Genomic DNA, 23106 nt, shown 5'->3' with positions numbered 1-23106 from the left:
AGTATGCTTGATTCATGGCTGCTACTACCCGGATCACGGTTACCCTGCCCACTGAACAGGTGGCGGAGCTGAAGAAGCTCACGGACAACGTCTCGGGCTATGTCGCTGAGGCGGTCGCCCGGCAGATCAGGCACCAGTTGCTCGGCGAGGAACTGCGGCGCTACGAGGAGCAGCACGGTGCCTTCACCGAGGAGGAACTCGCCGCCGCGCAGGCAAGGATCTTCGGCTCGGCCGGCTCCGCGAATGCGGCTGACGCCGCGTGAGCGAACGTGTGGAGACCGTGGTGCTGGACTCTCAAGGGGTATCCGCCTGGATCTCACAGGACCGTGGGGTGCTGGCGATGATCCGCTCCTTCCACTCCATGGCGGCCGACCTGGTGGTCTGTGCCAACACCATCGTGGAGGTCATGCACGCACGAGTGAACACCCCTCGGCTGAATTGGGTGCTCTCGCAGGTCAAGATCGAAGCGGTCACTGAACAGGCCGCGCGAGCCTCGGCCGAGTTGCTGAAGCAGACCGGTCTCCACGGTCACAAGTACGCCATCGATGCGACGGTCGCGGAGATGGCTCTGCGCCAGCCGGCACCAGTGGCCCTGCTCACCTCGGACGTCGACGACATGGCCAAGCTCTGCGGCACACGCGTCCGCCTCATCCCGATCTGAGCCGAGTGGGACCCAGAACGTCCAGGCAGGCGTTTCCGCAGCTCAGGACGTGATGGGTGAACGAGGATTGACAGACGTCGCGAGTGTACCCAAACGCATACTCTGCGTCACTGTCGCGGCGGCGGTCAGCGTGGGCACCGCCCCGAAACTCGGAACTCGACGCCATGATTGATGAAGCCACCGTCGACGCCTACAACGGGGACGAGCAACTGACCGGCCTGTTCGCGATGCTGGAGGAGAACCTGACCGTGCCGTTCACCACCACAGTCCTCGGAGTCGAGGTGGTTGTCCGCAGTGTCGACCTCGCGCCGGACGGTCGGACCGCGGCGCTGTGCTCTCGCGGCCGCACCCGGCAGGCGATCGGGATCCTTGAACTGCCGTTGTCCACCCCAGGCCCGGCGGGCTCGGAGTGGATCGAGGCCTACCGCCAGTGGGCCGACTGAAGCCGGAACTTCACGCCCGCCCTCCTATCAGCTCCCGTCGACGACTCCGGCGCGGCCCGAATCAGGAACGGGCTTGATAGGTGATGTATTACACTTTGGTGCATGGATACCCCGCGCTCTGGCAAGACCCGAGTCACCAGCGTCTCCCTGCGTGCCGAGACGTTGGAGGCGATCCGCGCACGCGCCGGGAAGCAGGGAGTCTCCTCCTACATTGAGGAGGCCGTGCAACGGCAGCTCCAGCGCGAAGCCATCGACGAGTACATCGCCACCGCCGAGGCTGAACACGGGCCTGTCGATACAACCGAGGTTGCTGCAAGGGCCGAGCGTATCCGTGCTCATCACGCTGCCCACCGCGGTGACGTCGCAGGGGCGGACGCCGCGTGAGCGGAACCCTCGTTCTCGACAGCGAGGCACTCTCCAAGCTCTCCCGCCGACACCGGGACATGACCGTGTGGCTGGACGTCGCCCGCACCCTGGACCTCTTGGTCGTGACGAGCGCAGCAACGCTGGTCGAGGCGCGCGATCCCAAGCTGTCGCAGGCGGCATTCGACCACGCCGTCTCGCTGACCAAGGTGCGCCCGGTCACCGAGGAGATCGCACGCGCTGCGAGCAAGCTGCTCGCAGCCGAGGGGCTGCACGGTCACAAGTACGCCATCGACGCGATGCTTGCCGCTACGGCCCACCTGGAGCACGGGGATGTGACGGTCGTGACCAGCGATGTCGAGGATCTGCGCCAGCTGTGTCACGCCCGCATCGCGGTCGAACAGGTCTGAGCCGCCGTCGGGTCGTTCCAGGCTCAGCTCTGCGTCATCGCAGGTCAGCCCGTGATGGGTGAACGAGGATTGACAGACGTAACCAGGGTGCCGAGCCATAGCCGATCAGTGGCGCATGCACCGGCGGTCCCACGGACCACCACCGACGACGGATCGCCGATCCGCTGTGCCCGAGTGCCGCCCCCGGTGGCGTTCGAAAATCGTCGCTGCCCGGCAGACCTGCTGCCCGGGGATCCTCGGTCCGATGTTCCCCGGACAGGGCCCGACTCAGCTGAGGTCGGCCAGGCCCCGCACGGCACGCCCAGCGCGGTGCGGACCAGCGCCGCTCCGCGTGCGGTCGCGGCCTCGCCGAGGCCCACGGCCACCGCTGGTCGGCCGAGCCCGGCGCAGGGCTTGCAGATGCCGGGAGCGAGCACTGGATCTCTGCACAACTCGCACTCCAGCGCGGCCGTCGCCACCCGGACGACCTGCACGTTCCCGGCGGGGGCCGGGGCCGGAGACGGGGCCGGAGACGGGGCCGGAGACGGGGCCGACCCGGCCCCGGCCGGCCGGGGCTCCGGCGCGCCCCAGCCGGGCGGCGGCGGGAGTTTGCGGGTCAGCCGGTCGCGGAGCAGCCCCAGCGGGGAGCGGATGAAGGCGGGCAGGCCGGGCAACAGCGCCTGGGACAGGTCCAGTTGCGTGCAGCCCCGATCCAGCCAGGCCCTGACCAGCGGTGCGAGCTTCAACGCCTCGGCCAGGCCGACCCGCAGCCGTGGCTCGGGCCGGATCACCTGCAGCAGCACCGCCACCGCCGGATCGGCGAGGACCGCCGGATCGCCGAGGTCGACGGCGGCCGCCCCGCCGCCTTGATCCAACTCCGCCGCCGCAGCGGCGGCTTGAGGGGGTGGGGGGAGGGGGTTTCTTTCTCCCGTTTCTTTAGGGGTTGGGGCGACACGCCCGCCGCCAACCGATTCACCGGGACCCATACGGGTGATATCCGGTGCCACCTGCTGCGGGGTGTCCCAGACATGGGCCTCACTGGTCAGACCGCCGCCAGGCAGCCGGACCTTGACGACCAGGTAGTACCCGGCCGCCGTGAGTTCCCGCAGGCTACGGGCCACGGCCATGCGTCCCTGCGGGCTGCTGTCGGCCATCTGCCGACCGTCCTCGCGCCATCCGTCCGGGCGGGACAGGAGGTCCACGAGGAGGCCGCGAGCAGTGAAGGAGAGGCGTCGGTCCTGGAGCAACGCGTTCGGAAGAACGGTGAAGTCGTGGTCCTGGACGCTACGATGAATGTGCATCGGGAGGTTAGTCCTTGGTGCCGTGCCCCGGGGTGTTGCTGCACCGCCGGGGTCTATCAGTCGATCCGTACGCGACGGAACGTAGCACAGCAACCCCGCTGCGTGACAATGATGATCACCCATCCCGGGATTGTTCATACCGCCTGCGCGCCCCCGCAGTTGTGCGTCCCCGAGGCAACCACTTTCCAGGACCGGCCGGACTGGCACCGCACCCGGGCTGCCCCTACGCGGCCAGCCGGGCGAGGACGGCCGGGCGCAGTGCGGCGACGTCGACGGAGAGAGCGGTCAGCACGGTGGCCGCGCTGACGTCGGCCTCGGCCTCGGCCTCGATCGCGGGATCGGACTCCCCCTCCGCCTCGGCGAGCAGGCCGAGCAGCAGGTGTTCGGTGCGGATGGGGTCGCCGCCGTGCTCATTGGCCTCACGGAGCGTCAGCACCATGGCGCGCTTGGCGTGTTCGGTGTAGGCGGGGCGGGGGAACTGGAAGGCGCCCTCGCCGAAGGCCTGCTCGGCCCGGCTCTGGATCGCGGCGACGTCGATGCCGATCGCGGACAGGGCGTCCACCGCCGGCTTGCCGCCGCTCGGCACGACTCCGGCCGCCGCCGACTGGCGCACGGTCTCCTCCCGGGCCCGGGCGAAGTCGAGGCCCTGCTCCCGCAGCACCTCGCCGGCGGCGCCGGCCGTGCAGGCCAGGCCGAGCAGCATGTGCTCGGTGCCGATGAAGTCGTGGCCGAGGGCGATCGCCGCGTCCTGGGACGCCACAACCGCAGCCTTGGCGAGCTCGTCGAATCGGTCGAACATGTCAGTTCTCCTTACCGGTGGCCTTGCGGCGGCTCACATGCTTCTCGTGCACGGACTGTCGGCTGACGTGCAGTTCTGCGGCAATGCGCTGCCAGGTCCAGCCCTGTTCACGGGCGTTGTCCACATGCAGTCGCTCAAGTTCCTCCAGCAGCCGCCGCAGCGCGACGACGGCCTGGAGCCCCACTGCCGGGTCCTTACTGGTGACCAGTCCGACCAGATCGGCCGGTGTTTCCTCGGCTTCCATGCTGTCAGGGTAGCCTGACAGCAGCAGCTGTCAAGGGATCCTGACAAAGCTCCGGCGCGGCGGGAGCGTTCGATCGGGGAAATGACCGGGCCGGTCGGAGGCGGTGACCGACCGGCCCGGTGTCAGAGGGCTTCTGTGGCGAGGACGTGCTCGACCGTGGCGACCAGGACGCTCTTCACCGAGTCCCGGTGGCGGGCGTCACAGAGCAGCACCGGGATACCGGGATCCAGGTCCAGCGCGGCGCGGACGGTCTCCGGCGGGTAGATCCGGGCGTCGTCGAAGGAGTTGACCGCGACCACGAACGGCAGTCCGCGCCGCTCGAAGTAGTCGACGGCGGGGAAGGACGCGGCCAGCCGGCGGGTGTCGGCCAGGACGACGGCGCAGAGCGCGCCGGCCGCCAGCTCGTCCCACATGAACCAGAACCGGTCCTGGCCGGGGGTGCCGAAGAGGAACAGGTCCAGCCGGTCGTGGATGGTGATCCGGCCGAAGTCCATGGCCACGGTGGTGGTGGACTTGCCCTCCACCCCCTCGGTGTCGTCGATGCCGATGCCGGAGCGGGTGAGCGTCTCCTCGGTGTGGAACGGGGTGATCTCGCTGACCGCGCCGACCAGCGTGGTCTTGCCCGCACCGAAGCCGCCGGCGACGAGGATCTTCACCGCCTGCGGCAGGTCCTCCCGGCGTGGGGCCGGGTGCGGTTCGTAGTGCGGCTCAGAGCGCACGGAGTCCATCAAGTACCTCTCTTATGACACGCAGACTCGGACGGCCGGTCGCGGCGGCGACCGGCTCGCGCACCCTGATGGCCTCCAGTTCGAGCAGATCGCCCAACAGCACCCGGACCACCCCGACCGGCAGGCTGAGGCTCGCCGCGACCTCCGCCACCGAGCGCGGTCGGCGGCAGAGGGCGAGGATCGCCTGGTGCTCCGGCTCCCGCTCCTGCCAGCCGTCCTGCCACCCGTCCAGGCTGTCGACCGTGGCGACGACGAACGCGACCAGGTCGAACACGTCCTGCCGGGCGCGGGTGCGGCCGCGCACCATGGCGTAGGGGCGGACGACCGGACCGGCCGCCTCGTCCACCCACTGGTGGTCGCTGGAACCCTCGTGGCGGCTCACGTCACCAGCCGGCGTCGGAGTTCCGGCGGAGCCTGCTGTCCACGGACAAGTGCTGGCCGACCCGCTTGACCAGCATGGCCATCTCGTAGGCCACGACGCCGATGTCGGCGCCCTCCGGGGTGAGCACGGTGAGACAGGCGTTGTCGCCGGCCGCGCAGACGAAGAGGAAGCCCACCTCCATCTCCACCATCGTCTGCCGGACGGCGCCGCCGCCGAAGTGGCGGCCCGCGCCCTTGGCGAGGCTGTGGAACCCGGACGCCACTGCGGACAGCTGCTCGGCCTGGTCCCGGTTCAACTCGCTGGACGCGCCGAGCAGCAGGCCGTCGGTCGACAGCACGACGGCGTGGCCGATCTCGGGCACCCGGCGGACCATGTCGTTGAGCAGCCAGCCAAGGTTGATGGTGGTCTCGGGGACGACTGGCAGTGTCATCGGGGGCTGTCCGTTCCTTGGGGGTGGTCGTGGGAGTAGTGGTCGTAGGGGCCGGGGACGTACTCGGGCTCGGGTGTGCCGCGACCGCGCGCGGCTCCGGCCTGGAGCGCGGACATCATCAGCCGGACATGGTCGGCGCGTTCCGGTGGCGCGTCGTAGCCGGGTGCGGGCTGCGCCTGTCCCAGGGGCAGCGGCGGGGACCCGAACTGCTGGTTCGGGTAGGACTGCTGGTCCTCCGACGGCACGCGCCCGGCCCAGTTGGGCCAGCGGGAGGCGGCGGCACCGCCCTGGCCCGAGCCGCCCCAGTCCATCAGCAGCGAGCCGTCGCCGGCGGCCGGGCCGGTGGGGTTCTCGCGCAGGTGCGGCGCGATGCTGGCCTGTCGGACCCGGCGCGGCAGGCCGTCGATCAGGTCGGCCGGGTCGACCGGGTGCCCGGCCGGCGTGGTCGGCGAGGCCGAGGTCCGCGAGGAGGGCTGGGTCGGAGCGGCCTGAGTCACCGGCTGGGGCGCGGGCTGGGTCACCGGCTGGGGCGGCGCGGTGGGCTGCTGCTGGGCGGACGGCGTGCGGAGGTAGGGCTGCGGCCGGGCGGCCGGGGGGCGGCCGGCCGACGACGGCTGAGCCGACGACGGCTGCGCGGGCGACGACTGCCCGGGCGACGGCTGCCCGGGCGACGACTGCGCGGGCAGTGAGCGGGTGGCCGGACCGAACAGGCCGGGCGCGGCGGGACGTTCCGGCATGGCAGTCACCTTGGCGAGCGCGGAGCGGGTCGGGACCCCGCCGTGCCGCTGCGGCTGCGCCGGCACGGACTGCGGCGGCTGGGCCTGGGGCTGCTGCTGGTGCAGGACCCGGGGCTGCGGCTGCGCCTGGGGCTGCGGCTGCCCCTGGAGCTGCTGCTGGGCCGGGGCCGGGGCCTGGGCCTGGGGCTGGGCGGCGCCGGGCCGGACCGGTGCCGCCCGCTGTCGGGGGCGGGGCCGCCGCCGTGCCCAGGGCGCGTACCTCCGCCGGCGAGGTGAAGGCCGCCTCCCGCTCCAGCAGCGTCTCGGGCAGCAGGACGACTGCGGTCACCCCGCCGTACGGGGACTGGAGCAGCGTCACCTTGATGTCGTGCCGCTGGGCGAGCCGCCCGACCGTGGCGAGGCCGAGCCGGGTGCTGTCCAGGTCGCTGATGTCGAGGAAGTCGGTGATCCGGGCGTTGGCCTTGGCCAGTTCCTCCGGGTTGAGGCCGAGGCCCCGGTCGTCGATCTCGACGACCAGGCCGCTCGCCCCGGAGCCGACGTTGACCCGCACCTGGCTGTCGGCGGGGAGAAGGTCTGGGCGTTCTCGATCAGCTCGGCGAGGAGGTGGATGACGTCGGCGACGGCGTGGCCGACGATGCCGACCGGCGGGGCCGGGGGCAGGATGACCCGGACGAAGTCCTCGGTCTCGGCGATCGCTCCGCGCACCACGTCCACCACCGGGACCGAGTGCCGCCAGACCCGGCCGGGGGCCGCGCCGGAGACGATGATCAGGCCCTCGGCGTAGCGGCGCATCCGGGTGGCGAGCTGGTCGAGCCGGAACAGCTCCTCCAGCGCCGCCGGGTCCTCTGCGCGCCGTTCCATCCCGTCGAGCAGTCCGAGTTGACGGTGGATCAGTACCTGGCTGCGGCGGGCCAGGTTGAGGAAGATGTCGCTGATCCCCTGGTGCAGGCGGATGTCCTCGCCGGCCAGGTCTACGGCGGTCAGCTGGAGCGCGTGGAAGGCGTCGCCGAGTTGGGCCATCTCGCGGTGGACGAAGACCGGACGGGCCATGTCGCCCCGGACGTCGACGGTCTCGCCGCGCCGCAGTCGGCCGACGACGTCGCGCAGCCGGTCGTCGGTGAGGTTGCGGGCCGACTCGCGGAGCCGGGTGAGGTCGCCGGACAGCGAGCGGGCGATCCGGACCGAGAAGGCGATGGACGCGAGCAGCGCGATCAGGCCGAGCAGTCCGGCCAGGATCAGGGCGATCAGGGCGTGCTGGGCGGGCGGCCCGGTGCGGGAGAAGACGGCGGAGATGTCCTCGATCGACAGCTGGTCGCCGGTGTTGTCCTGGGCGTCGTACGCCTGGCGCCACTGCGCGATCGGGAAGGGCAGGCTCTTGGCGTTCGGGCCGGCGTCGATGACCTGCTGCTCCATCGCCATCACCTGGCCGAGCGGCCCGCTCGGCGCGGCGAGCGCCTGGAACGGTGCGCTCTGGGCCTGCGGCAGGCCGGCTGTCGCCAGGGCGTAGAGGTAGTGCGACGCGCCGACGGCCTGGACGAAGGTGCTGTAGCCGTCCGGGCCGAGCCGGTGCGCGGGGCTCACGGCGGCGGCGGAGACCAGGTCGTCCTCCTCGGAGCGGAGGTCGCTGCCGGCCACCAGGGTGGCGAGGTTCTGGCCGAAGTTCTGGGCGGACTCGTTGGGCAGGATCGTCATGGCCTGGAAGGCCTCGCCGATCGCCTGGTCCATGGTGAGGTAGTCGGTCATGACCTGGCTGCTGCTGAGCAGACCGCCGTCGACTCCCTGCCGCAGCCGGGCGAGGCCGGCCAGGACCTGCTGGGTCGCGTCGATGCCCTGGCGGACCTCGGTGTCCTCGGCGCTGCGGACACCGCCGTCGGCCGCCTGGGCCTGGAAGGCCTCGATCGCGGTGTCGGTGGCGGCCCGTCCGGTCCGGAGAGCGGCGGAGCCTCCCACTGCGGCTCCTCCGGCGGCAGCGCCGGAGCCGGCGGCCAGGACCTCCAGCGAGGCCCGCCGCTCCGTCCGCAGGGTGATGATGACCTGCCCGAGCGGGCGTGCCAGCCGGTTGCCGATGGTGTTCTCGTGCGCCAGCGTCAGTGCGTTGCCCAGGGACAGGTCGGCCGCGTAGGCCCACAGGGCCGAGAGTGACAGCAGCGGCAGCAGCAGCACTGCGATGACCTTGCTGCGGATGGACCACCTGCGTGAGCTCATGAAGGTCTGCCAACTCCACCAGAGCGAAGCACCCGTCTTCCAGAGGACGGCCGCGCGCAAGGCGGCTTCCGGTCCCGCCGACGGGATGGTTCAGGGCCTGGGAGCGCGGCCGGGGCCCGTTACGGCCCGACGCCCGCGTGCGGAGGTTCCGTCGGAGTGCGGCTGCTGCATGGTGCGAGGTCGGACTGTGAGCCGGGTATGTCGCATTCTGTGACTAGTTATCGAGAACGTCAGTGGCACACGAACCGGCTGGGTGTGCCGGATGCCCCGCTGACCGCTTGCTGTCATTTCACAGGAATAGCATGTCTGTTGAGCATCGTGCGGGAAACGATCATGTGGCCTACGGGTTCCTAACGCGCGCCGCAGCCAGGGATCAGGAACCCTGCTCGCTCAGATTGTCACCCACAGTGACGAAATCGGGAATCGGCATCGCCGGGCGCCCCGGCGACCGCGCCGAGCATGCGGCGAACACGCGGATATCGCCATGCGCGAGGATGGCGGGGTGAACCACACCTCCTCCGTACGCCCCCGCCTCATCGCCACCGATCTTGACGGGACGCTGTTGCGCAGCGACGGCACCGTGTCCGAGCGGACCCGGGAGGCGCTGACGCTGGCCGAGGCGGCGGGGCTGTGCATCGTGTTCGTCACCGGACGCCCGCCGCGCTGGATGGACACCGTGCGCACGATCACCGGTGACCACGGGATCGCCATCTGCTCCAACGGCGCGGCCGTCTACGACGTGCGGCAGCGGGAGCTGGTCAGCTCCGCCGCGCTCCGCCCGGAGGACGCGCTGGCGGTGGTGAAGGCGCTGCGGGCGGAGCTGCCGGAGGTGGCCTTCGCCTTCGAGTACCCGTCGGGGTTCGCGGTGGAGCAGGACTACACCTCGCCGATGTGGGGCGACCAGACGGCGCAGCGGGTCGGCACGGCCGAGGAGATCCTCGGCTCGCCCGAGGGCGACGGGGTGTTCAAGATGCTGGCCAGGCTCCCCGGTCTCGACCCGGACGAGTTCCTGCGCCGCGCCCTGGCCGTGGCCGGGCAGTACGCGGAGATCACCCGCTCCAGTCCGATGCTGGAGATCAGCGCGCTCGGGGTGAGCAAGGCGACCACCCTGGCCCGCTGGTGCGCGGCGCGGGGCGTGACCGCCGAGGAGGTGGTCGCCTTCGGCGACATGCCCAACGACCTGCCGATGCTGGACTGGGCCGGCACGGCCTTCGCCGTCGCCAATGCCCACCCGCTGGTCCTCGCCGCGACCGCGCACCGTGCCGCCGACCACGACGAGGACGGCGTGGCCCAGGTGATCGAGTCGGTGGTGCGCGGCCTGGACCGGTTCTGACCCGGCGGACCGACTCACAGCAGGGCGGTCCAGGACACCACCGTCCCCCGGCCCTCCGGGCCCGGCTCGTTCCAGGCGTCGCCGCCCAGCACGCCCGCCCGCTCGGCCAGGTTGCGCAGTCCGCTGCGGCGGCCCCCAGGGGGGATCCCCACCCCGTCGTCGGCGACGGTGAGCAGCACCCCCGGCCGGCCCGCCCCGGCCGCGCGCAGCGCCTCCGCCACGTCCTCGTCCTCGTCCGCCTCCGGGTCCGCTTCCGCCTCCGGGTTGCCGGGTCGCGGTTCGGGGCGGGCGGACACCGGGCGGCCCTCGGGGTCGATGTGGACGGTGACGTCCACCGTGACCGCGACCGCCGAGGCGCGCGCGTGCCGGGCCGCATTGGCGAGCATCTCCCGCAGGGCCGGGACCAGTTGGCGGGCGAGCGACTCCCCCACCATGGTCCCGACCGGACCGACGAAGGCCACCGAGGGCTTGAAGCCCAGTGGCGCGGCCGCCTGGTTGGCCTCGCGCAGGATGCGGCGGCGGAGGTCGCCGCCGTCCGCCGGGGTGTCGTCGTGCTGGAGCGCGTAGATCGCGGTGCGGACCTCCTGGATGGTGGCGTCGAGTTCGTCGACGCCCCGGCCGATCCTGGTGGCCACCTCCGGTACCTGGGCCAGCCGGGCGGCGCTCTCCAGCAGCATCCCGGTGGCGAACAGTCGCTGGATGACCAGGTCGTGGAGGTCGCGGGCGATCCGGTCGCGGTCCTCGAAGACCGCGAGGCGCTGCTGGTCCCGCTGCCCCTCGGCGAGTCGGAGCGCGAGCGCGGCCTGGGCGGCGAAGGCCTGGGCGTGGCTCTGCTCGTCCTCGGTGAAGGGCGCGGCCCCGACCGCCCGCCAGACGGCGATCGCGCCGATCACGCGTCGGGCGCTCTGCAGCGGCAGCCCCATGCTCGGGCCGAACATCTTGGAGACCGGGTACCGGGCCAGCGCGTCGGTGCTCAGGTCCTCGGTGACCACCAGGTCGCCGGCCAGCAGCCGTTCGGCGATCCCACCGCCGGAGACGTACTCGCCGAGGACGAACTCGGCCGCGTCCCCGGTGGCGTGGGAGACCCGCAGCCCGCCGTCGCCGGTCGGCAGCAGGATCATCGCGAGATCGGCCTCGGCCAGCTCGCGGATCTGCTCGGCCGCGATGGCCAGGGCCACGTGGGCGTCGTCGGACGCCAGCATGACGGTGGTGACCTCGGCCGCCCCGGCGATCCAGCGCTCCCGGCGCAGGCCCTCCTCGTACAGCCGGGCGTTCTCCACGGCGATGCCCGCCGCCGAGGCGAGCGCCTCCAGCAGTTGCTGGTCCTCGGCGGTGAACTTCCGTCCACCGAGCTTCTCGGTGACATAGAGGTTGCCGAAGACCCAGTCCCGCACCCGGATCGGGACGCTCAGCAGCGTGTGCATCGGCGGGTGGTCCGGCGGGAAGCCGGCGGCGCGCGGGTCCCGGGTCAGGTCGGCCAGCCGCATCGGCTCGGGGTCGGCGACCAGGGCTCCCAGCAGACCGCGTCCGGTCGGCGGCGGGCCGATCAGCCGGGCCTCCTGCTCGGGGATGCCGGCGGTGATGAACCCGGCGAGGCCCATGCCGTTGGCCATGTGGACGCCGACGGCCGCGTACCGGGCATCGGCTAGGTCGGCGGCGGTCACCGCGATCCGGTGCAGCGTCTCGTTCAGGTCGAGTCCGGCGCTGACCGCGACCACCGCCTCAAGCAGCTCGCGCATCCGGTCGTTGACCACGACGACGGCCCGGAGCCGCTCGGTCACCTCGGTGAGCAGCACGTCCAGGCCGAGGTCGTCGAGCCCGGAGAGGCGGCCGGGAGGCGAGGCCTCGGGGACGGGGAGGTCGGTACGGGGCTCCATGCAGCGAGGGTAGTTCGCGGCTTTCGTCCCCTGCGCTCGCCGCGCGGGGCCGGCGACGGCCGCCGCGCTCAGTGCGAGGTCGGCGCCGTCTGCGGGGACCCCGGGGCCGGGGTGGCGGAAGCCGGTGCCATCGGCGCGACGGCCGCCTTGGCCGGGGCGCCGGCGTAGTCGGAGGTCGGCAGGGCGGAGACCCCCACGGTGACAGCACCGGTGAGCAGGACGGCAGCGGCTACGCCGAGCCGGGAACGGACGGACATGGCAGGTCCTCCAGGAAGGTGCTGTGCGACGGCGGAGCCGCCGGCGGCGAACCGCTCCGCCGGGCCTCCGATTGCTGCTCTCCTACCTGGAAAAGACTGCCATCCCAAGATCGTGGATCTGTTCCCCCTTCGCAACAACGGCGCAACAGCCCCGGCGCCGCACACTCCCGTAGGCAGCACGACGGCGGACCGCTACCTTGGTCGTTCCTGAACGCCCTCTCGCTGCGGCCGCCCTGCGGATCCGCCTGCCCGTTCTCCGAGGAATGTCCTGACATGTCCTGCCCAGACTGCTCCGTCGTCCCCAACATCAACGTGCCCGGCGACGGCCACTCCTGCGACGTCTCGCCGACGGAATCCCGGAGGGACGGGCGGATCACCGTCGCCATGGGCCAGGCCGCCTCGGCCTGGGCAAGGACCGGGAGCCGACTCTCGGTCGTGGAGGAGCGGTCCTGGTTCACCGACGCCGTGAGCGCGGTCTACCTGCTGCTCTACACAGCCGAGTTCGTCCTGACGGCGCTCGACCTGACCGCCAGGGTCGACTACTGGCAGGACCCCACGACGGCCCGTCTCGCCCACGACGACAGTCTCGGCCGGATGATGCACAACTCCTCTTCGCTGATGACCGTCGCGTTCTGGCTCTTCATGCTGAACATCGTCCTCGCCGGGCAGCAGAGCCTGAACGCGCTGCGCCGGCAGTCCCTCACCCCCGGGAACGGCGTCGCCCCCGGTCAGGTGAGGCTGCACCGGAGCTCGATGGCGGCGACCGCCGCTTTCCTGGCCTTCCTGGCGGTCGGGTTCTTCGAGCCGCACCTGGCCGCGCTGGACCCGTCCACCGCCGTCGCCCAACTGGAGAGCTACCGCCGGTCGCTGCTCCTGGCCGAGGGCGTGCGGATCCTGGCCCTGGTCGTGATCGTGGGCCTGTCCGTCCACCGCCGGCTCCTCGTCCGTCGGCTCCAGCTCCTCGGCCCGACCTACTGACCCGCCGTCAGCAGGTCCGCCTGCCGCTCCCGCTCCCACATCAGCCGCAGCGGGCCGTCCGCCGCGACCAGTTCGGACCAGGTGCCGCGCTGGACGATCCGGCCCGCGTCCAGGACCAGGATCTCGTCGACGCTGTCCAGGCCGGCCAGCCGGTGGGTGATCAGCAGGGTGGCCCGGTCCCGGGTGGCGGCGAGCAGGTCGGCGGTGAGCGCGTCGGCGGTGGCCAGGTCCAGGTGCTCGGCGGGCTCGTCCAGGATCAGCGCCGGGAAGTCGGCGAGCAGCGCCCGGGCGAGCGCGAGCCGCTGGCGCTGACCCCCGGAGATCCGCGCACCGTGCTCGCCGACCATGGTGTCCAGGCCCTCGGGCAGGCCCCGCGCCCAGTCGGCGAGGCGGGCCGCCGTCAGCGCCGCCCACAGCTCGGGCTCCTCGCAGCCGGGGCGGGCCAGCCGCAGGTTCTCCCGCAGCGAGCTGTCGAAGACATGGGCGTCCTGGGCGCAGATCCCGACCACCCGGCGAACGTCGTCGCCGTCCAGGGCGGCGGCGTCGGTGCCGCCGAGGGTGATCCGGCCCGCCTGCGGCTCCAGGAACCGCAGCAGCAGCATCGCCAGGGTGGTCTTGCCGGAGCCGCTGGGGCCGAGGACGGCGATCCGGCGCCCCGGCGCGAGGTCCAGGTCGATACCGGCCAGCGCGGCCTCCTCGCGTCCGGGCCAACTCGCGGCCAGGCCGCGGACCCGGATCGGGAAGGGGTCGGCGGGCAGCGGGAGCGCAAAGGGAGGGAGAGCGGAGCGATTCCCTCGGGGGTGGTGGTCGGGCGACGGGTGGGACGGCTCGGTCACCGGCTCGGCGGCGTCGGTGACCTCGGCGACGCGCTGCGCGGCCCGCACGCTGCGCTCCCGGATCTGCGCGGCCATCGGCAGTCCGGCGACGGCCTCGAAGGCGGCCAGCGGGGTCAGCACCAGGACGGCGAGCAGCACCCCGTGGATGGCGCCGCTGTCGGTGGCGGCGATGCCCACGGCGGCCAGCGCGGTGACGGTCAGTCCGGTGAGCAGCGCGACCAGCCCCGAGCCGATCCCGGCGGTCGCCGCCGAGCGGGCGCCGATCCGGCGCAGTTCCGCGTCGGTGGCGCGGAGTTCGGCGAGCCGGGCGGGCAGCGCACCGGCGACGGTCAGCTCGGCCGTCCCCGAGAGGACGTCCACGACCTGGGTGGACAGCCGTCCCCGGACCGGGGCCTGCCGCCGTTCCGCGTTCCGCGAGAGCAGCACCGCCAGGGCCGGGACGGCCACGCCCCCGAGCAGCAGTCCGAGGCCGAGCAGCAGCCCGGCCGAGGGCAGCACCAGGCCGATCGCCAGCGCGGTGGCCAGGCCGACGACGACGCCGGTCCGCAGCGGCAGCCGGTGCCGGAGGTAGTGGTCCTGCATCGAGTCGACGTCGGCGACCAGCCGGGAGAGCAGGTCCCCGGAGCGGAAGGCGAGCGCTGCGGGCGCCAACCGTTCCAGCCGGATGTAGACGGCGGTACGGAGCGCACCGAGGGCGCGCAGCACCGCGTTGTGGGCCACCAGCCGCTCGGCGTAGCGGAAGGCGCTGCGGCCGAGTCCGAAGGTCCGGACACCGGTGACCGCCATCATCAGGTAGAGCACCGGCGGCTGCTGCGAGGCCCGGGCGATCAGCCAGCCGGAGAGCGCGATCAGCGCGATGCTGCAGCCCAGCGCGAGCGAGCCGAGCACGGTCGCGGCGGCGAGCCGGGGCCGGGTCTCGGCCGGGGCGACCACCAGCGGCGGTTCGGCGGGCCGGGCCTGCGCGGGCGCGGCGCGGGGAGGTCGGCGGCCACGGGGCGGGTGCGGCGGGGGCGTCCTGGGAGGTGTCCGGCAGCGGGATCCGGTGGACCTCGTCCGCGAGCGCGAGCAGCGCCGGGCGGTGCGCGGTGAGGATCACCGTCCGGCCGGGAGGAGCGGGACGCGCAGCGTCTCCAGCAAGGGTGGTGGTGGGCGACGGGCGGGAGGTGGGACGCGCAGCGTCTCCGGCAAGGGTGGTGGTGGGCGACGGGCGGGAGGTGGACGCGCAGCGTCTCCGGCAAGGGTGGTGGTGGGCGACGGGCGGGAGGTGCGACGCGCAGCGTCTCCGGCAAGGGTGGTGGTGGGCGACGGGCGGGAGGTGCGACGCGCAGCGTCTCCGGCAAGGGTGGTGGTGGGCGACGGGCGGGAGGTGCGACGCGCAGCGTCTCCGGCAAGGGTGGTGGTGGGCGACGGGCGGGAGGTGCGACGCGCAGCGTCTCCGGCAAGGGTGGTGGTGGGCGACGGGCGGGAGGTGCGACGCGCAGCGTCTCCGGCAAGGGTGGTGGTGGGTGACGGGCGGGAGGTGCGACGCGCAGCGTCTCCGGCAAGGGTGGTGGTGGGTGACGGGCGGGCAAGCCGGCCGATGGCGCGGACGAGCGCGGCCTCGGCCGCACCGTCCAGGTTGGCGGTCGGCTCGTCCAGCAGCACCAGCGGCCGGTCCGCGAGGAACACCCGGGCCAGGGCGATCCGTTGGCGCTGGCCGCCGGACAGGCCCCGGCCGCCCTCGCCCAGCTCGGTGCGGATGCCGTCCGGCAGGGCGAGCACGAAGTCCAGCGCCTCGGCGTCGCGCAGCGCCGCGAGCACCGCGGCGTCGTCGGCCTCGGGGCGGGGCAGCCGGACATTGTCGGCGATGCTGCCGGCGAAGAGCCCGGGCTGCTGCGGCAGCCAGGCGATCTGCCGGTGCCAGGCGGCCGGGTCGAGCCGGGCCAGCGGTACCCCGCCGACGGTGACGCCGCCGCCGGTCGGCGCGGTCAGCCCGAGCAGCACCGACAGCAGGGTGCTCTTGCCCGCGCCGCTGGGTCCGGTGAGCGCGGTGACCCGGCCGGGCGCGAAGTCCAGCGTCAGTCCGGCCAGCGCCGGCACCGTACGGCCCTGGTGTCGGACGGTCAACTCATGGACGGCCAGTGTCAGGTCGGCCGGGACGGGCTCGGTGCCCACGCTCGGCAGCGGGGTCTCCAGCACCGCGAAGATCTCTCCCGCCGCCGTCAGCCCCTCCACGCTCGCGTGGTAGTGGGTGCCGACCTGCCGGATCGGGGTGTAGACCTCGGGCGCCAGCACCAGGATCAGCAGCCCCAGGTAGAGCGACATCCCGCCGTCCACCAGCCGCAGTCCGATACTGACCGCGACCAGTGCCACCGACAGCGTGGACAGCAGCTCCAGCGCGTAGGAGGAGACGAAGGCCAGCCGCAGCGTGGCCATGGTGCTGCTGCGGTAGTCGTCGGTGACCGTGCGGATGGTCCGCGCCTGGGCCTTGGCCCGGCCGAAGACCTTCAGCGTCGGCAGGCCCTCGACCACGTCCAGGAAGTGGTGCGACAGCCGGGCCAGCGAGCGCCACTGACGGTCCATCCGCTTCTGCGTGGCCAGGCCGATCAGCACCATGAACAACGGGATCAGCGGGAGGGTCGCGGCCAGGGTGAGCGCGGACAGCCAGTCGGCCCGCAGCACCACCGCCAGCAGCACCCCGGGGACGACCACCGCCAGCGCCAACTGCGGCAGGTAGCGGGCGAAGTAGTCGTCCAGCGCGTCCACGCCCCGGGTCGCCAGGGTGGCGATCTCGCCGCGGCGCTGCTCGGTGAGTCCGCCGGGACCGAGCGCGGTGACCCGGCGCAGCAGCGCCGCGCGCAGCTGCGACTTCACCGCCGCGCTGGTCCGGTGCGCGGCCAGCTCGGTCAGCCAGGCGACCAGCGCCCGGCCCAGCCCGACCGCCGCCAGCAGCCCCAGCTGCGGCAGCGACGCGGACAGGCTGCGGTGGTGCTGGAAGGAGCCGACGACGAGGCTCGCCACCAGCACCCCCTGGGCGACCACCAGCAGCGCCCCGGCCAGGCCGAGCAGGACGGAGGCGATCAGGAAGCCGCGGGTGGCGGCGGCGTGCCGCAGCAGGCGCGGATCGACGGGCTTCATGGGTGCGGTGCCCCCGCTCAGTGGCCGGTGACGGCGGTCGGGATGTGCTGGACGCCGATGCGCTTCCGGAACACCCAGTAGGTCCAGCTCTGGTAGAGCAGCACCACGGGGGTGGCGATGCCGGCCACCCAGGTCATGATGGTCAGCGAGTAGTGCGCGGAGGCGGCGTTGCTGACGGTGAGGCTGTAGGCCGGGTCGGTGGTGGACGGCATCACGTCCGGGAACAGCGACAGGAACAGCATGGCCACGACCGCGACCACGGTGACCCCGGAGCAGAGGAAGGACCAGCCCTCCCGGCCCCGGACGATGAAGCCGAGTGCCGCCAGCAGGAAGACCACGGCGACCACCGTCGCGGCCAGGCTCCAGTTGTCGCCGCTGTGGACCTGGGTCCAGCTCAGGAAGGCCAGCGCCAGCACGGCGGTGGTCAGCCCGGTCCAGGTGGCGGTGGTGCGGGCCCGGCCGCGGATGTCGCCGACGGTCTTCAGCGAGGTGAAGACCGAGCCGTGGAAGGTGAACAGGGCCAGCGTGGTCAGCCCGCCGAGCAGGGCGTAGGGGTTGAGCAGGGTGAGCACGGTGCCGGTGAAGCTCTTGTCGGCGTTGATCGGCACGCCGTGGACGATGTTGGCGAAGGCCACGCCCCAGAGGAAGGCCGGCAGCAGCGAGGTCCAGAAGATGGTGTGCTCCCAGCCCCGCTTCCAGGCCTCGCTGTCCCGCTTGGCGCGGTACTCGAAGGCGACCACCCGCAGGATCAGGCAGACCAGGATGGCCAGCAGCGGGAAGTAGAAGCCGCTGAACAGGGTGGCGTACCAGTCGGGGAAGGCCGCGAAGGTCGCGCCGCCGGCGGTCAGCAGCCAGACCTCGTTGCCGTCCCAGACCGGGCCGATGGTGTTGATCAGCACCCGGCGCTCGCGCTCGTCGCGGGCGAGCAGCTTGGTCAGCACGCCGACGCCGAAGTCGAAGCCCTCAAGGAAGAAGTAGCCGGTCCAGAGGACGGCGATGATGACGAACCAGACATCGGGAAGGGACATCGGTGACTCCTGACGATCTCAGTGCGCGTTCTCAGGTACGCAGTCAGTACGCGAAGGCGAGCGGCTTGTCGGCGTCCTCGTCGGTCCCGTCGCCGGTGCCCGGCCAGGAGCCGGGTCCGCGCAGGACCGGGTCGGTGGCCGGCGGCAGTTCGTCGGTGGCCGGTCCGGCCTTGGCGTAGGTGACCATCAGCCGGATCTCGACGACCGCCAGCACCGCGTACAGCAGGGTGAAGACGCAGAGCGCGATGATCTGCTCGGTGACGCCCACGTTCGGCGAGACCGCGGCGGAGGTCTTCATCAGGCCGAAGACGACCCAGGGCTGACGGCCCATCTCGGTGAAGATCCAGCCGAAGCTGTTGGCGATCAGCGGGAACCCGAGGGTGAGGATGCCGCAGCGCCAGCCCCACTTGGTGAGGAAGGGACCGAGCTCCCGGGTGGGCGTCAGCATCAGTGCCGGGACCTCGTCGTCGCCGCTCCGCCGGTCCGGCGCCAGCCAGCGCTTCTTGCGGGTCAGCCAGAGTCCGGCGATGCCGAAGACGAAGGAGGTCATCCCGAAGCCGATCATGAGGCGGAAGCCCCAGAAGGTGACGAAGACGTTCGGGATGTAGTCGGAGGGGGAGCCGCCGTACTTCGCGGCCTCGGCGGCGGCGGTCTGGTTGATGCCGGGGACGGGGCTGCTGAAGTCGCTGTGGGCGAGGAAGGAGAGCAGGCCGGGGATGGACAGCTCGACGTCGTTCCGGCCCTTGGAGACGTCTCCTATCGCGAACACCGAGAAGGGCGCGGGCGCCTTGGTCTCCCAGAGCGCCTCGGCGGCGGCCATCTTCATCGGCTGCTGCTCGAACATGACCTTGCCCAGGGTGTCGCCGGTGATGGCGACGCCGAGCCCGGAGACGACGGCCAGCACCAGGCCGAGCCGCAGCGAGGTGCGCATCGCGGCGATCTTCGGCCGGTTCACCTCGACGCCCTTGGCCTGCGCCTGCCGGGCCTTCCACAGGTGGTAGCTGGAGATGCCGACCACGAAGGCCGCTCCGGTGAGGAAGGCCGCGACCAGGGTGTGCGTCACCACCACCACGGTGGTGTCCTGGAACAGCACCGCGCTGATGCTGGTCAGCTGCGCCTTACCGGTGGCGGGGTTCACGTGGTAGCCGACCGGGTGCTGCATCCAGGAGTTGGCGGCGAGGATGAAGTAGGCCGACAGCAGGGTGCCGATGGCGACCATCCACATGCAGGCGCAGTGGAGCTTCTTCGGCAGCCGGTCCCAGCCGAAGATCCAGAGCCCGATGAAGGTGGACTCGAAGAAGAAGGCGATCAGCGCCTCCATCGCCAGCGGGGCGCCGAAGACGTCGCCGACGAAGCGGGAGTACTCCGACCAGTTCATCCCGAACTGGAACTCCTGGACGATGCCGGTGGCGACGCCCAGGGCCATGTTGATCAGGAAGAGCTTGCCCCAGAACTTGGTGGCGTGGAAGTACTTCACCTTGCCGGTCCGGACGTATCCGGTCTCCAGACCAGCGGTGATGGCGGCCAGCGCGATGGTGAGCGGAACGAAGAGGTAGTGGTAGACGGTGGTGATGCCGAACTGCCACCGAGCCACCGTGTCCGAAGCCAGTGCGAGGTACACGTCGCCGCCTCCGCTGTCTGTGCGTGTTCATGCCTAAGTCACCACGCGGGCACGCAAAGCTCGTGCTCGTGAATGTGAACACTTTCACAAGATATTCTCGCGCACGCTTCGCACATGATTCGCCACAACGCGCGTGGCCTTCACCACACGGGAGGGGTCGTCAGATCGCCTTATTTACAGCAATTCCGACATCATCGGACAGATCGCAGGCGCAAAAGACAGTTGCCGGTCCGCGTGGGCGGACCGGCAACCGTTCTGCAATGGCGCTGCGACCTGGGGTTACCCCGTGGGGATGAGGACCCGGAAGACCGCGCCCCGGCCGGGGGCGCTCTCGACCTGGACGTCGCCCCGGTGGGCGGCGACCAGCGCGGAGACGATGGCCAGGCCGAGACCGGCGCCGCCGCCCTCCTGGCGGCTGCGGGAGGCGTCCACCCGGTAGAAGCGCTCGAACACCCGGGCCGACTGCTCCGGGGTCAGCCCCGGTCCCTGGTCGGCGACCTCGATCACGCCGCGTCCGTCGACCATCCCGACGCCGATCCGGACCGGGGTGCCGGGCGGGGTGTGCCGGACGGCGTTGCCGACCAGGTTGGTCACCACCTGGCGCAGCCGGGCCTCGTCGCCGAGGACCAGCGCCGCGCCCGGCGCGGTCGTGCCACCGGGACCGGTGAGCGAGACCGGGCGGGTCGGGTCCAGCGCGGTGGTGTCGTGCAGCGCGTCGGCGGCCAGGGTGCGCAGGTCCATCGGGGCCAGCTCGATCGGCCGCTGCTCGTCCAGCCGGGCCAGCATCAGCAGGTCCTCGACCAGGCCGCCCATCCGGACGGCCTCGCTCTCGATCCGCGCCATGGTGCGCTTGATGTCGGCTTCCTCGCTCAGCGCGCCCATCCGGTAGAGCTCCGCGAAGCCGCGGATCCCGGCCAGCGGGGTGCGCAGCTCGTGGCTGGCGTCGGCGACGAAGGAGCGCATCCGGGCCTCGGAGGCGGCACGGGCCGCGAACGCCGACTCGATCTGCTCCAGCATCGAGTTGAGCGAGCTGGACATCCGGCCGACCTCGGTCCGGTGCGAGGCCTCCGGCATCCGGTGCGACAGCGGATGGCCAGCCGCGATCTCGGTGGCCGTGGTCTCGATCTGCTGCAACGGCCTGAGCCCGGTCCGGACCGCGAACCAGCCGATCAGGATGATCAGCAGTAGTACGCCTCCGCCGATCGCCCAGAAGCCCTCGACCAGATTGCCGACGGTGGCGTTGGTCTCGTCCAGCGAGACCGCTACCACGACCACCGCGCTGGGGTCCGAACCGGTCACGGCGAGAACGCGCCAGCTGTGGGTACTGCCGACGCTGGGCACGGTGATCGGATCCACCGTGTGGCTGTGCAGCTCGGCGACGGTGTAGGCGGAGAGCTGGGGGCGCGGCATCCCCGCCGTGGCCGAGTCCGGGTACCAGACGGTCGTGGTACCGGCACCGGACGCCTGGACGACGCCGGCGATGTACTGCGGCGCCATCCCCCAGCCGCCCGGCCCGCCGCCCAGCAGCATCCGCCCCTGGGAATGGGCGACCGCCTTGGCGAACCGCTCCAGCTGGCTGTCGGCCCGGCTGACCAGCTTGGGCTGGACGGTGGTCAGCACCAGGGCGTCGCTGACCGTCAGCCCGACCGCGACCAGGGCCACGGCCAGGCACAGCAGCCGGCTGCGCAGCGAGAACGACGAGAAGCGCACCCGGCGCAGCCGCCGGAAGAAGCGCGCCACCCGCCGCCGCGCCGCGCCCAGGACCCCGTTCGGCACCCTAGGCCGCCGGGCGGCGGAGGACGTAGCCGATGCCCCGGACCGTGTGGATCAGCTTGGGGCTGCCGTCGGCGCCCGAGTCGACCTTGCGGCGCAGGTAGGAGATGTAGGACTCGACGATGCTGAGGTCGCCGCCGAAGTCGTAGGCCCAGACGTGGTCGAGGATCTGCATCTTCGACACCACCCGGCCGGTGTTGTTCATCAGGTACTCAAGCAGCTTGAACTCGGTGGGCGAAAGCGACACCGGGCGTCCGCCCCGGTGGACCTGGTGTCCGACCGGGTCCAGTTCCAGGTCCGCGACGACCAGGTGGTCGTCGTCGACGACACCGCCGGTCCGGCGGAGGATCGCCCGGATCCGGGCGATCAGCTCCTCCAGGCTGAAGGGCTTGGTGACGTAGTCGTCGCCGCCCGCGGTCAGTCCGCTGATCTTGTCGTCCACCCCGTCCTTGGCGGTCAGGAAGATCACCGGGATCCGGTCCCGCTCCGCACCCCTGACCGCGGGGTTGGACTCGTCACGCAGCCGCCGGACCACTGCGAAGCCGTCCATGTCGGGCAGCATCACGTCCAGCACTACCAGGTCCGGCCGGTCCCGGGCCACTGCGGTGACGGCCTCCGCCCCGGAGGCGGCGGAGGACACGCGGAAGCCCGCGAACCGCAGTGACGCGGACAGCAGTTCCCGGATGTTGGGTTCGTCGTCGACGACCAGCAGGCTGGCCTCGGTGGTGTCCATGATGAGCGGCCCCGGAAGGAAGGGAGAGCGGAAGGGAGACGGAGGGTGCCAGTGGAAGGTACGCGTCCGACATGAGGATCGGATGAGGAGCTGCTGTGCGTCAGCCGGCCCCGCCACCGAAGCCGCCGCCGCCGAACCCGCCACCGCTGCCGGCGGCACTGGCGCCCTCGGTGACACTGGTCGCCGCCAGGTCGCCGGAGGAGTCGGTGGCGCCCCGGACGGTGACCGTCTGCCCCGGCTGGAGCTGGCTGACGGTACCGGTCGACGCGATGCTGACCGAGGTGGAGCTGCCGGTGGTGACCTTCACGATATTCCCGGAACTGTCCGTGACATAGATGGTGGAGCCGTCGATCAGCTTCACCGTCCCGGTCGTGGAGCCGGTGCCGGAGGCGCTGCCGCCCCCGGTGCCCCCGGCGCGGCCGAAGCCCCCGGCGGCGGCGCCGCCCGTGGCACCGCCCGCGGCGCCGCCCGCGGCACCGGAGCGGAAACGGGCCGCGAAGGAGGCCGCGGTGCCGCTGCTGGAGGAGCCGCTGTTCTTCTGGACCATGGCGCCGCCCCAGAAGGAGCCGGCCGCGATCACCCCGGCGGCCAGGATCAGCGTCAGCCAGGGCAGCTTGCGGCGCGGCGGCGCGGACAGCTCGGCCGCGATGTCCCGGGCGTCCGGGGGCTCGGCCAGGATGTCCTCCGGGCTCTGCCCGGCGGAGAAGAGCTCCTGGGTGGCGTCCAGCAGCTCGGGCGCCTCTCCCTCGTCGGCCCGCAGGCCGGGGACGAAGGAGTTGTGGTCGGTGGTCTTGGCGAGTTCGACCCCGCGCCCGGACGAATCCGGGTCGGCCTGGACGAGATCGGTACGGCGTGCGGCCATGTCCGCATC

General features: G+C 72.1%; 23 protein-coding genes and 2 pseudogenes. 8 read left to right on the top strand and 17 right to left on the bottom strand.

Annotated features, from left to right (window positions below):
- Positions 1 to 14: 14 nt before the first annotated feature.
- Complete coding sequence (locus BS75_RS21640; RefSeq protein ID WP_034089440.1) at positions 15 to 263, top strand: type II toxin-antitoxin system CcdA family antitoxin; 249 nt, start codon at positions 15 to 17, stop codon at positions 261 to 263.
- Positions 260 to 661, top strand: a complete 402-nt coding sequence (locus BS75_RS21635) for a DNA-binding protein (protein WP_034089439.1) — start codon at positions 260 to 262, stop codon at positions 659 to 661. Before BS75_RS21640 ends, BS75_RS21635 begins: the two co-directional genes overlap by 4 nt.
- A gap of 48 nt (positions 662 to 709) precedes the next feature.
- On the opposite strand, the pseudogene BS75_RS50460 reads toward BS75_RS21635, so the two are convergent.
- Positions 710 to 835: pseudogene (locus BS75_RS50460) on the bottom strand (LLM class flavin-dependent oxidoreductase); the annotation flags it as partial.
- On the opposite strand from BS75_RS50460, the gene BS75_RS21630 reads away from it, so the two are divergent.
- From BS75_RS21630 to BS75_RS21620, 3 genes are all read left to right on the top strand, one after another.
- A complete protein-coding gene (locus tag BS75_RS21630; protein ID WP_034089438.1) occupies positions 826 to 1104 on the top strand; it encodes a hypothetical protein in 279 nt (92 codons plus the stop codon). The pseudogene BS75_RS50460 and the gene BS75_RS21630 overlap by 10 nt on opposite strands.
- Positions 1105 to 1206: 102 nt before the next feature.
- Positions 1207 to 1488: a hypothetical protein gene (locus tag BS75_RS21625; protein WP_042437752.1), complete on the top strand. Its 282-nt coding sequence runs from the start codon at positions 1207 to 1209 to the stop codon at positions 1486 to 1488.
- The gene (locus tag BS75_RS21620; protein WP_034089437.1) at positions 1485 to 1877 is read left to right on the top strand and encodes a type II toxin-antitoxin system VapC family toxin; all 393 of its coding nucleotides are present in this window, start codon (positions 1485 to 1487) and stop codon (positions 1875 to 1877) included. The genes BS75_RS21625 and BS75_RS21620 overlap by 4 nt, the downstream gene beginning before the upstream one ends.
- A 44-nt stretch (positions 1878 to 1921) precedes the next feature.
- Here BS75_RS21620 and BS75_RS21615 read toward each other — a convergent pair whose 3' ends face one another.
- The 7 genes from BS75_RS21615 to BS75_RS21585 all read right to left on the bottom strand — a co-directional run bounded on the left by BS75_RS21615 (position 1922) and on the right by BS75_RS21585 (position 6477).
- A complete protein-coding gene (locus BS75_RS21615; protein WP_034089436.1) occupies positions 1922 to 3157 on the bottom strand; it encodes a hypothetical protein in 1236 nt (411 codons plus the stop codon).
- 223 nt (positions 3158 to 3380) lie between these two features.
- The gene (locus tag BS75_RS21610) at positions 3381 to 3956 is read right to left on the bottom strand and encodes a Clp protease N-terminal domain-containing protein (RefSeq protein ID WP_034089435.1); all 576 of its coding nucleotides are present in this window, start codon (positions 3954 to 3956) and stop codon (positions 3381 to 3383) included.
- A gap of 1 nt (position 3957) precedes the next feature.
- On the bottom strand, positions 3958 to 4200 hold the full coding sequence (locus tag BS75_RS21605) for a helix-turn-helix domain-containing protein (RefSeq protein WP_034089434.1): 243 nt from the start codon (positions 4198 to 4200) through the stop codon (positions 3958 to 3960).
- A gap of 122 nt (positions 4201 to 4322) precedes the next feature.
- Positions 4323 to 4928: a GTP-binding protein gene (locus BS75_RS21600; RefSeq protein ID WP_034089433.1), complete on the bottom strand. Its 606-nt coding sequence runs from the start codon at positions 4926 to 4928 to the stop codon at positions 4323 to 4325.
- Entirely contained in the window at positions 4909 to 5310 is a 402-nt protein-coding gene (locus BS75_RS21595; RefSeq protein WP_034089432.1) for a DUF742 domain-containing protein, read from the bottom strand. The genes BS75_RS21600 and BS75_RS21595 overlap by 20 nt, the downstream gene beginning before the upstream one ends.
- Before the next feature lies 1 nt (position 5311).
- Positions 5312 to 5740 carry a roadblock/LC7 domain-containing protein gene (locus BS75_RS21590; protein ID WP_042437755.1) on the bottom strand — a complete coding sequence of 143 codons (429 nt, stop codon included), beginning with the start codon at positions 5738 to 5740 and terminating at the stop codon, positions 5312 to 5314.
- On the bottom strand, positions 5737 to 6477 hold the full coding sequence (locus BS75_RS21585) for a hypothetical protein (RefSeq protein ID WP_156164276.1): 741 nt from the start codon (positions 6475 to 6477) through the stop codon (positions 5737 to 5739). Before BS75_RS21585 ends, BS75_RS21590 begins: the two co-directional genes overlap by 4 nt.
- A gap of 42 nt (positions 6478 to 6519) precedes the next feature.
- Here BS75_RS21585 and BS75_RS21580 point away from each other — a divergent pair, with 42 nt between their 5' ends.
- On the top strand, positions 6520 to 6753 hold the full coding sequence (locus tag BS75_RS21580; RefSeq protein WP_034089430.1) for a hypothetical protein: 234 nt from the start codon (positions 6520 to 6522) through the stop codon (positions 6751 to 6753).
- Positions 6754 to 6831: 78 nt separating this feature from the next.
- On the opposite strand, the gene BS75_RS21575 is transcribed toward BS75_RS21580, so the two are convergent.
- Positions 6832 to 8682 (bottom strand): sensor histidine kinase, encoded by a 1851-nt coding sequence (locus tag BS75_RS21575; RefSeq protein ID WP_034089429.1) that lies wholly within the window; start codon positions 8680 to 8682, stop codon positions 6832 to 6834.
- Positions 8683 to 9166: 484 nt separating this feature from the next.
- Here BS75_RS21575 and BS75_RS21570 point away from each other — a divergent pair, with 484 nt between their 5' ends.
- Positions 9167 to 10015: an HAD family hydrolase gene (locus BS75_RS21570; protein WP_034089428.1), complete on the top strand. Its 849-nt coding sequence runs from the start codon at positions 9167 to 9169 to the stop codon at positions 10013 to 10015.
- Between the two features lie 14 nt (positions 10016 to 10029).
- On the opposite strand, the gene BS75_RS21565 is transcribed toward BS75_RS21570, so the two are convergent.
- Together BS75_RS21565 and BS75_RS21560 are read right to left on the bottom strand one after the other, a co-directional pair.
- Positions 10030 to 11892, bottom strand: coding sequence for a sensor histidine kinase (locus BS75_RS21565; protein WP_063771478.1), 1863 nt, complete (start codon positions 11890 to 11892; stop codon positions 10030 to 10032).
- Between the two features lie 68 nt (positions 11893 to 11960).
- Entirely contained in the window at positions 11961 to 12149 is a 189-nt protein-coding gene (locus BS75_RS21560) for a hypothetical protein (RefSeq protein WP_034089427.1), read from the bottom strand.
- Positions 12150 to 12422: 273 nt separating this feature from the next.
- Here BS75_RS21560 and BS75_RS21555 point away from each other — a divergent pair, with 273 nt between their 5' ends.
- Positions 12423 to 13127, top strand: coding sequence for a hypothetical protein (locus BS75_RS21555; RefSeq protein WP_034089426.1), 705 nt, complete (start codon positions 12423 to 12425; stop codon positions 13125 to 13127).
- Here BS75_RS21555 and cydD read toward each other — a convergent pair.
- The 6 genes and pseudogenes from cydD to BS75_RS44605 form a co-directional block, all read right to left on the bottom strand.
- Positions 13121 to 17080 (bottom strand): annotated as a pseudogene (gene cydD, locus BS75_RS52270) (thiol reductant ABC exporter subunit CydD). The gene BS75_RS21555 and the pseudogene cydD sit on opposite strands and share 7 nt — an antisense overlap.
- A gap of 17 nt (positions 17081 to 17097) precedes the next feature.
- Positions 17098 to 18108, bottom strand: coding sequence for a cytochrome d ubiquinol oxidase subunit II (gene cydB, locus BS75_RS21545; RefSeq protein ID WP_034089425.1), 1011 nt, complete (start codon positions 18106 to 18108; stop codon positions 17098 to 17100).
- 43 nt (positions 18109 to 18151) lie between these two features.
- Positions 18152 to 19729 (bottom strand): cytochrome ubiquinol oxidase subunit I, encoded by a 1578-nt coding sequence (locus BS75_RS21540; protein WP_034089424.1) that lies wholly within the window; start codon positions 19727 to 19729, stop codon positions 18152 to 18154.
- A 279-nt stretch (positions 19730 to 20008) separates the two neighbouring features.
- Positions 20009 to 21505: a HAMP domain-containing sensor histidine kinase gene (locus BS75_RS21535; protein ID WP_231607853.1), complete on the bottom strand. Its 1497-nt coding sequence runs from the start codon at positions 21503 to 21505 to the stop codon at positions 20009 to 20011.
- Position 21506: 1 nt separating this feature from the next.
- Positions 21507 to 22235, bottom strand: a complete 729-nt coding sequence (locus BS75_RS21530; protein ID WP_034089423.1) for a response regulator transcription factor — start codon at positions 22233 to 22235, stop codon at positions 21507 to 21509.
- A gap of 100 nt (positions 22236 to 22335) precedes the next feature.
- Positions 22336 to 23097: a hypothetical protein gene (locus BS75_RS44605; protein ID WP_052069592.1), complete on the bottom strand. Its 762-nt coding sequence runs from the start codon at positions 23095 to 23097 to the stop codon at positions 22336 to 22338.
- Positions 23098 to 23106: the final 9 nt, after the last annotated feature.

Origin of the sequence: Streptacidiphilus albus JL83 (assembly GCF_000744705.1) — a bacterium.
Classification (GTDB): domain Bacteria; phylum Actinomycetota; class Actinomycetes; order Streptomycetales; family Streptomycetaceae; genus Streptacidiphilus; species Streptacidiphilus albus.
The sequence above is the reverse complement of the archived record's forward strand: the minus strand, read 5'-3'. Positions and strand labels throughout refer to the sequence as shown.

What these genes read in the sequence shown, in the direction of transcription:
- BS75_RS21640 (WP_034089440.1), top strand. Translation starts at nt 15, where the DNA reads ATGGCTGCTACTACCCGGATCACGGTTACCCTGCCCACTGAACAGGTG.
- BS75_RS21630 (WP_034089438.1), top strand. Translation starts at nt 826, where the DNA reads ATGATTGATGAAGCCACCGTCGACGCCTACAACGGGGACGAGCAACTG.
- BS75_RS21625 (WP_042437752.1), top strand. Translation starts at nt 1,207, where the DNA reads ATGGATACCCCGCGCTCTGGCAAGACCCGAGTCACCAGCGTCTCCCTG.
- BS75_RS21615 (WP_034089436.1), bottom strand. Translation starts at nt 3,157, where the DNA reads ATGCACATTCATCGTAGCGTCCAGGACCACGACTTCACCGTTCTTCCG.
- BS75_RS21610 (WP_034089435.1), bottom strand. Translation starts at nt 3,956, where the DNA reads ATGTTCGACCGATTCGACGAGCTCGCCAAGGCTGCGGTTGTGGCGTCC.
- BS75_RS21605 (WP_034089434.1), bottom strand. Translation starts at nt 4,200, where the DNA reads ATGGAAGCCGAGGAAACACCGGCCGATCTGGTCGGACTGGTCACCAGT.
- BS75_RS21600 (WP_034089433.1), bottom strand. Translation starts at nt 4,928, where the DNA reads ATGGACTCCGTGCGCTCTGAGCCGCACTACGAACCGCACCCGGCCCCA.
- BS75_RS21590 (WP_042437755.1), bottom strand. Translation starts at nt 5,740, where the DNA reads ATGACACTGCCAGTCGTCCCCGAGACCACCATCAACCTTGGCTGGCTG.
- BS75_RS21585 (WP_156164276.1), bottom strand. Translation starts at nt 6,477, where the DNA reads ATGCCGGAACGTCCCGCCGCGCCCGGCCTGTTCGGTCCGGCCACCCGC.
- BS75_RS21575 (WP_034089429.1), bottom strand. Translation starts at nt 8,682, where the DNA reads ATGAGCTCACGCAGGTGGTCCATCCGCAGCAAGGTCATCGCAGTGCTG.
- BS75_RS21570 (WP_034089428.1), top strand. Translation starts at nt 9,167, where the DNA reads ATGCGCGAGGATGGCGGGGTGAACCACACCTCCTCCGTACGCCCCCGC.
- BS75_RS21565 (WP_063771478.1), bottom strand. Translation starts at nt 11,892, where the DNA reads ATGGAGCCCCGTACCGACCTCCCCGTCCCCGAGGCCTCGCCTCCCGGC.
- BS75_RS21560 (WP_034089427.1), bottom strand. Translation starts at nt 12,149, where the DNA reads ATGTCCGTCCGTTCCCGGCTCGGCGTAGCCGCTGCCGTCCTGCTCACC.
- BS75_RS21555 (WP_034089426.1), top strand. Translation starts at nt 12,423, where the DNA reads ATGTCCTGCCCAGACTGCTCCGTCGTCCCCAACATCAACGTGCCCGGC.
- cydB (WP_034089425.1), bottom strand. Translation starts at nt 18,108, where the DNA reads ATGTCCCTTCCCGATGTCTGGTTCGTCATCATCGCCGTCCTCTGGACC.
- BS75_RS21530 (WP_034089423.1), bottom strand. Translation starts at nt 22,235, where the DNA reads ATGGACACCACCGAGGCCAGCCTGCTGGTCGTCGACGACGAACCCAAC.
- BS75_RS44605 (WP_052069592.1), bottom strand. Translation starts at nt 23,097, where the DNA reads ATGGCCGCACGCCGTACCGATCTCGTCCAGGCCGACCCGGATTCGTCC.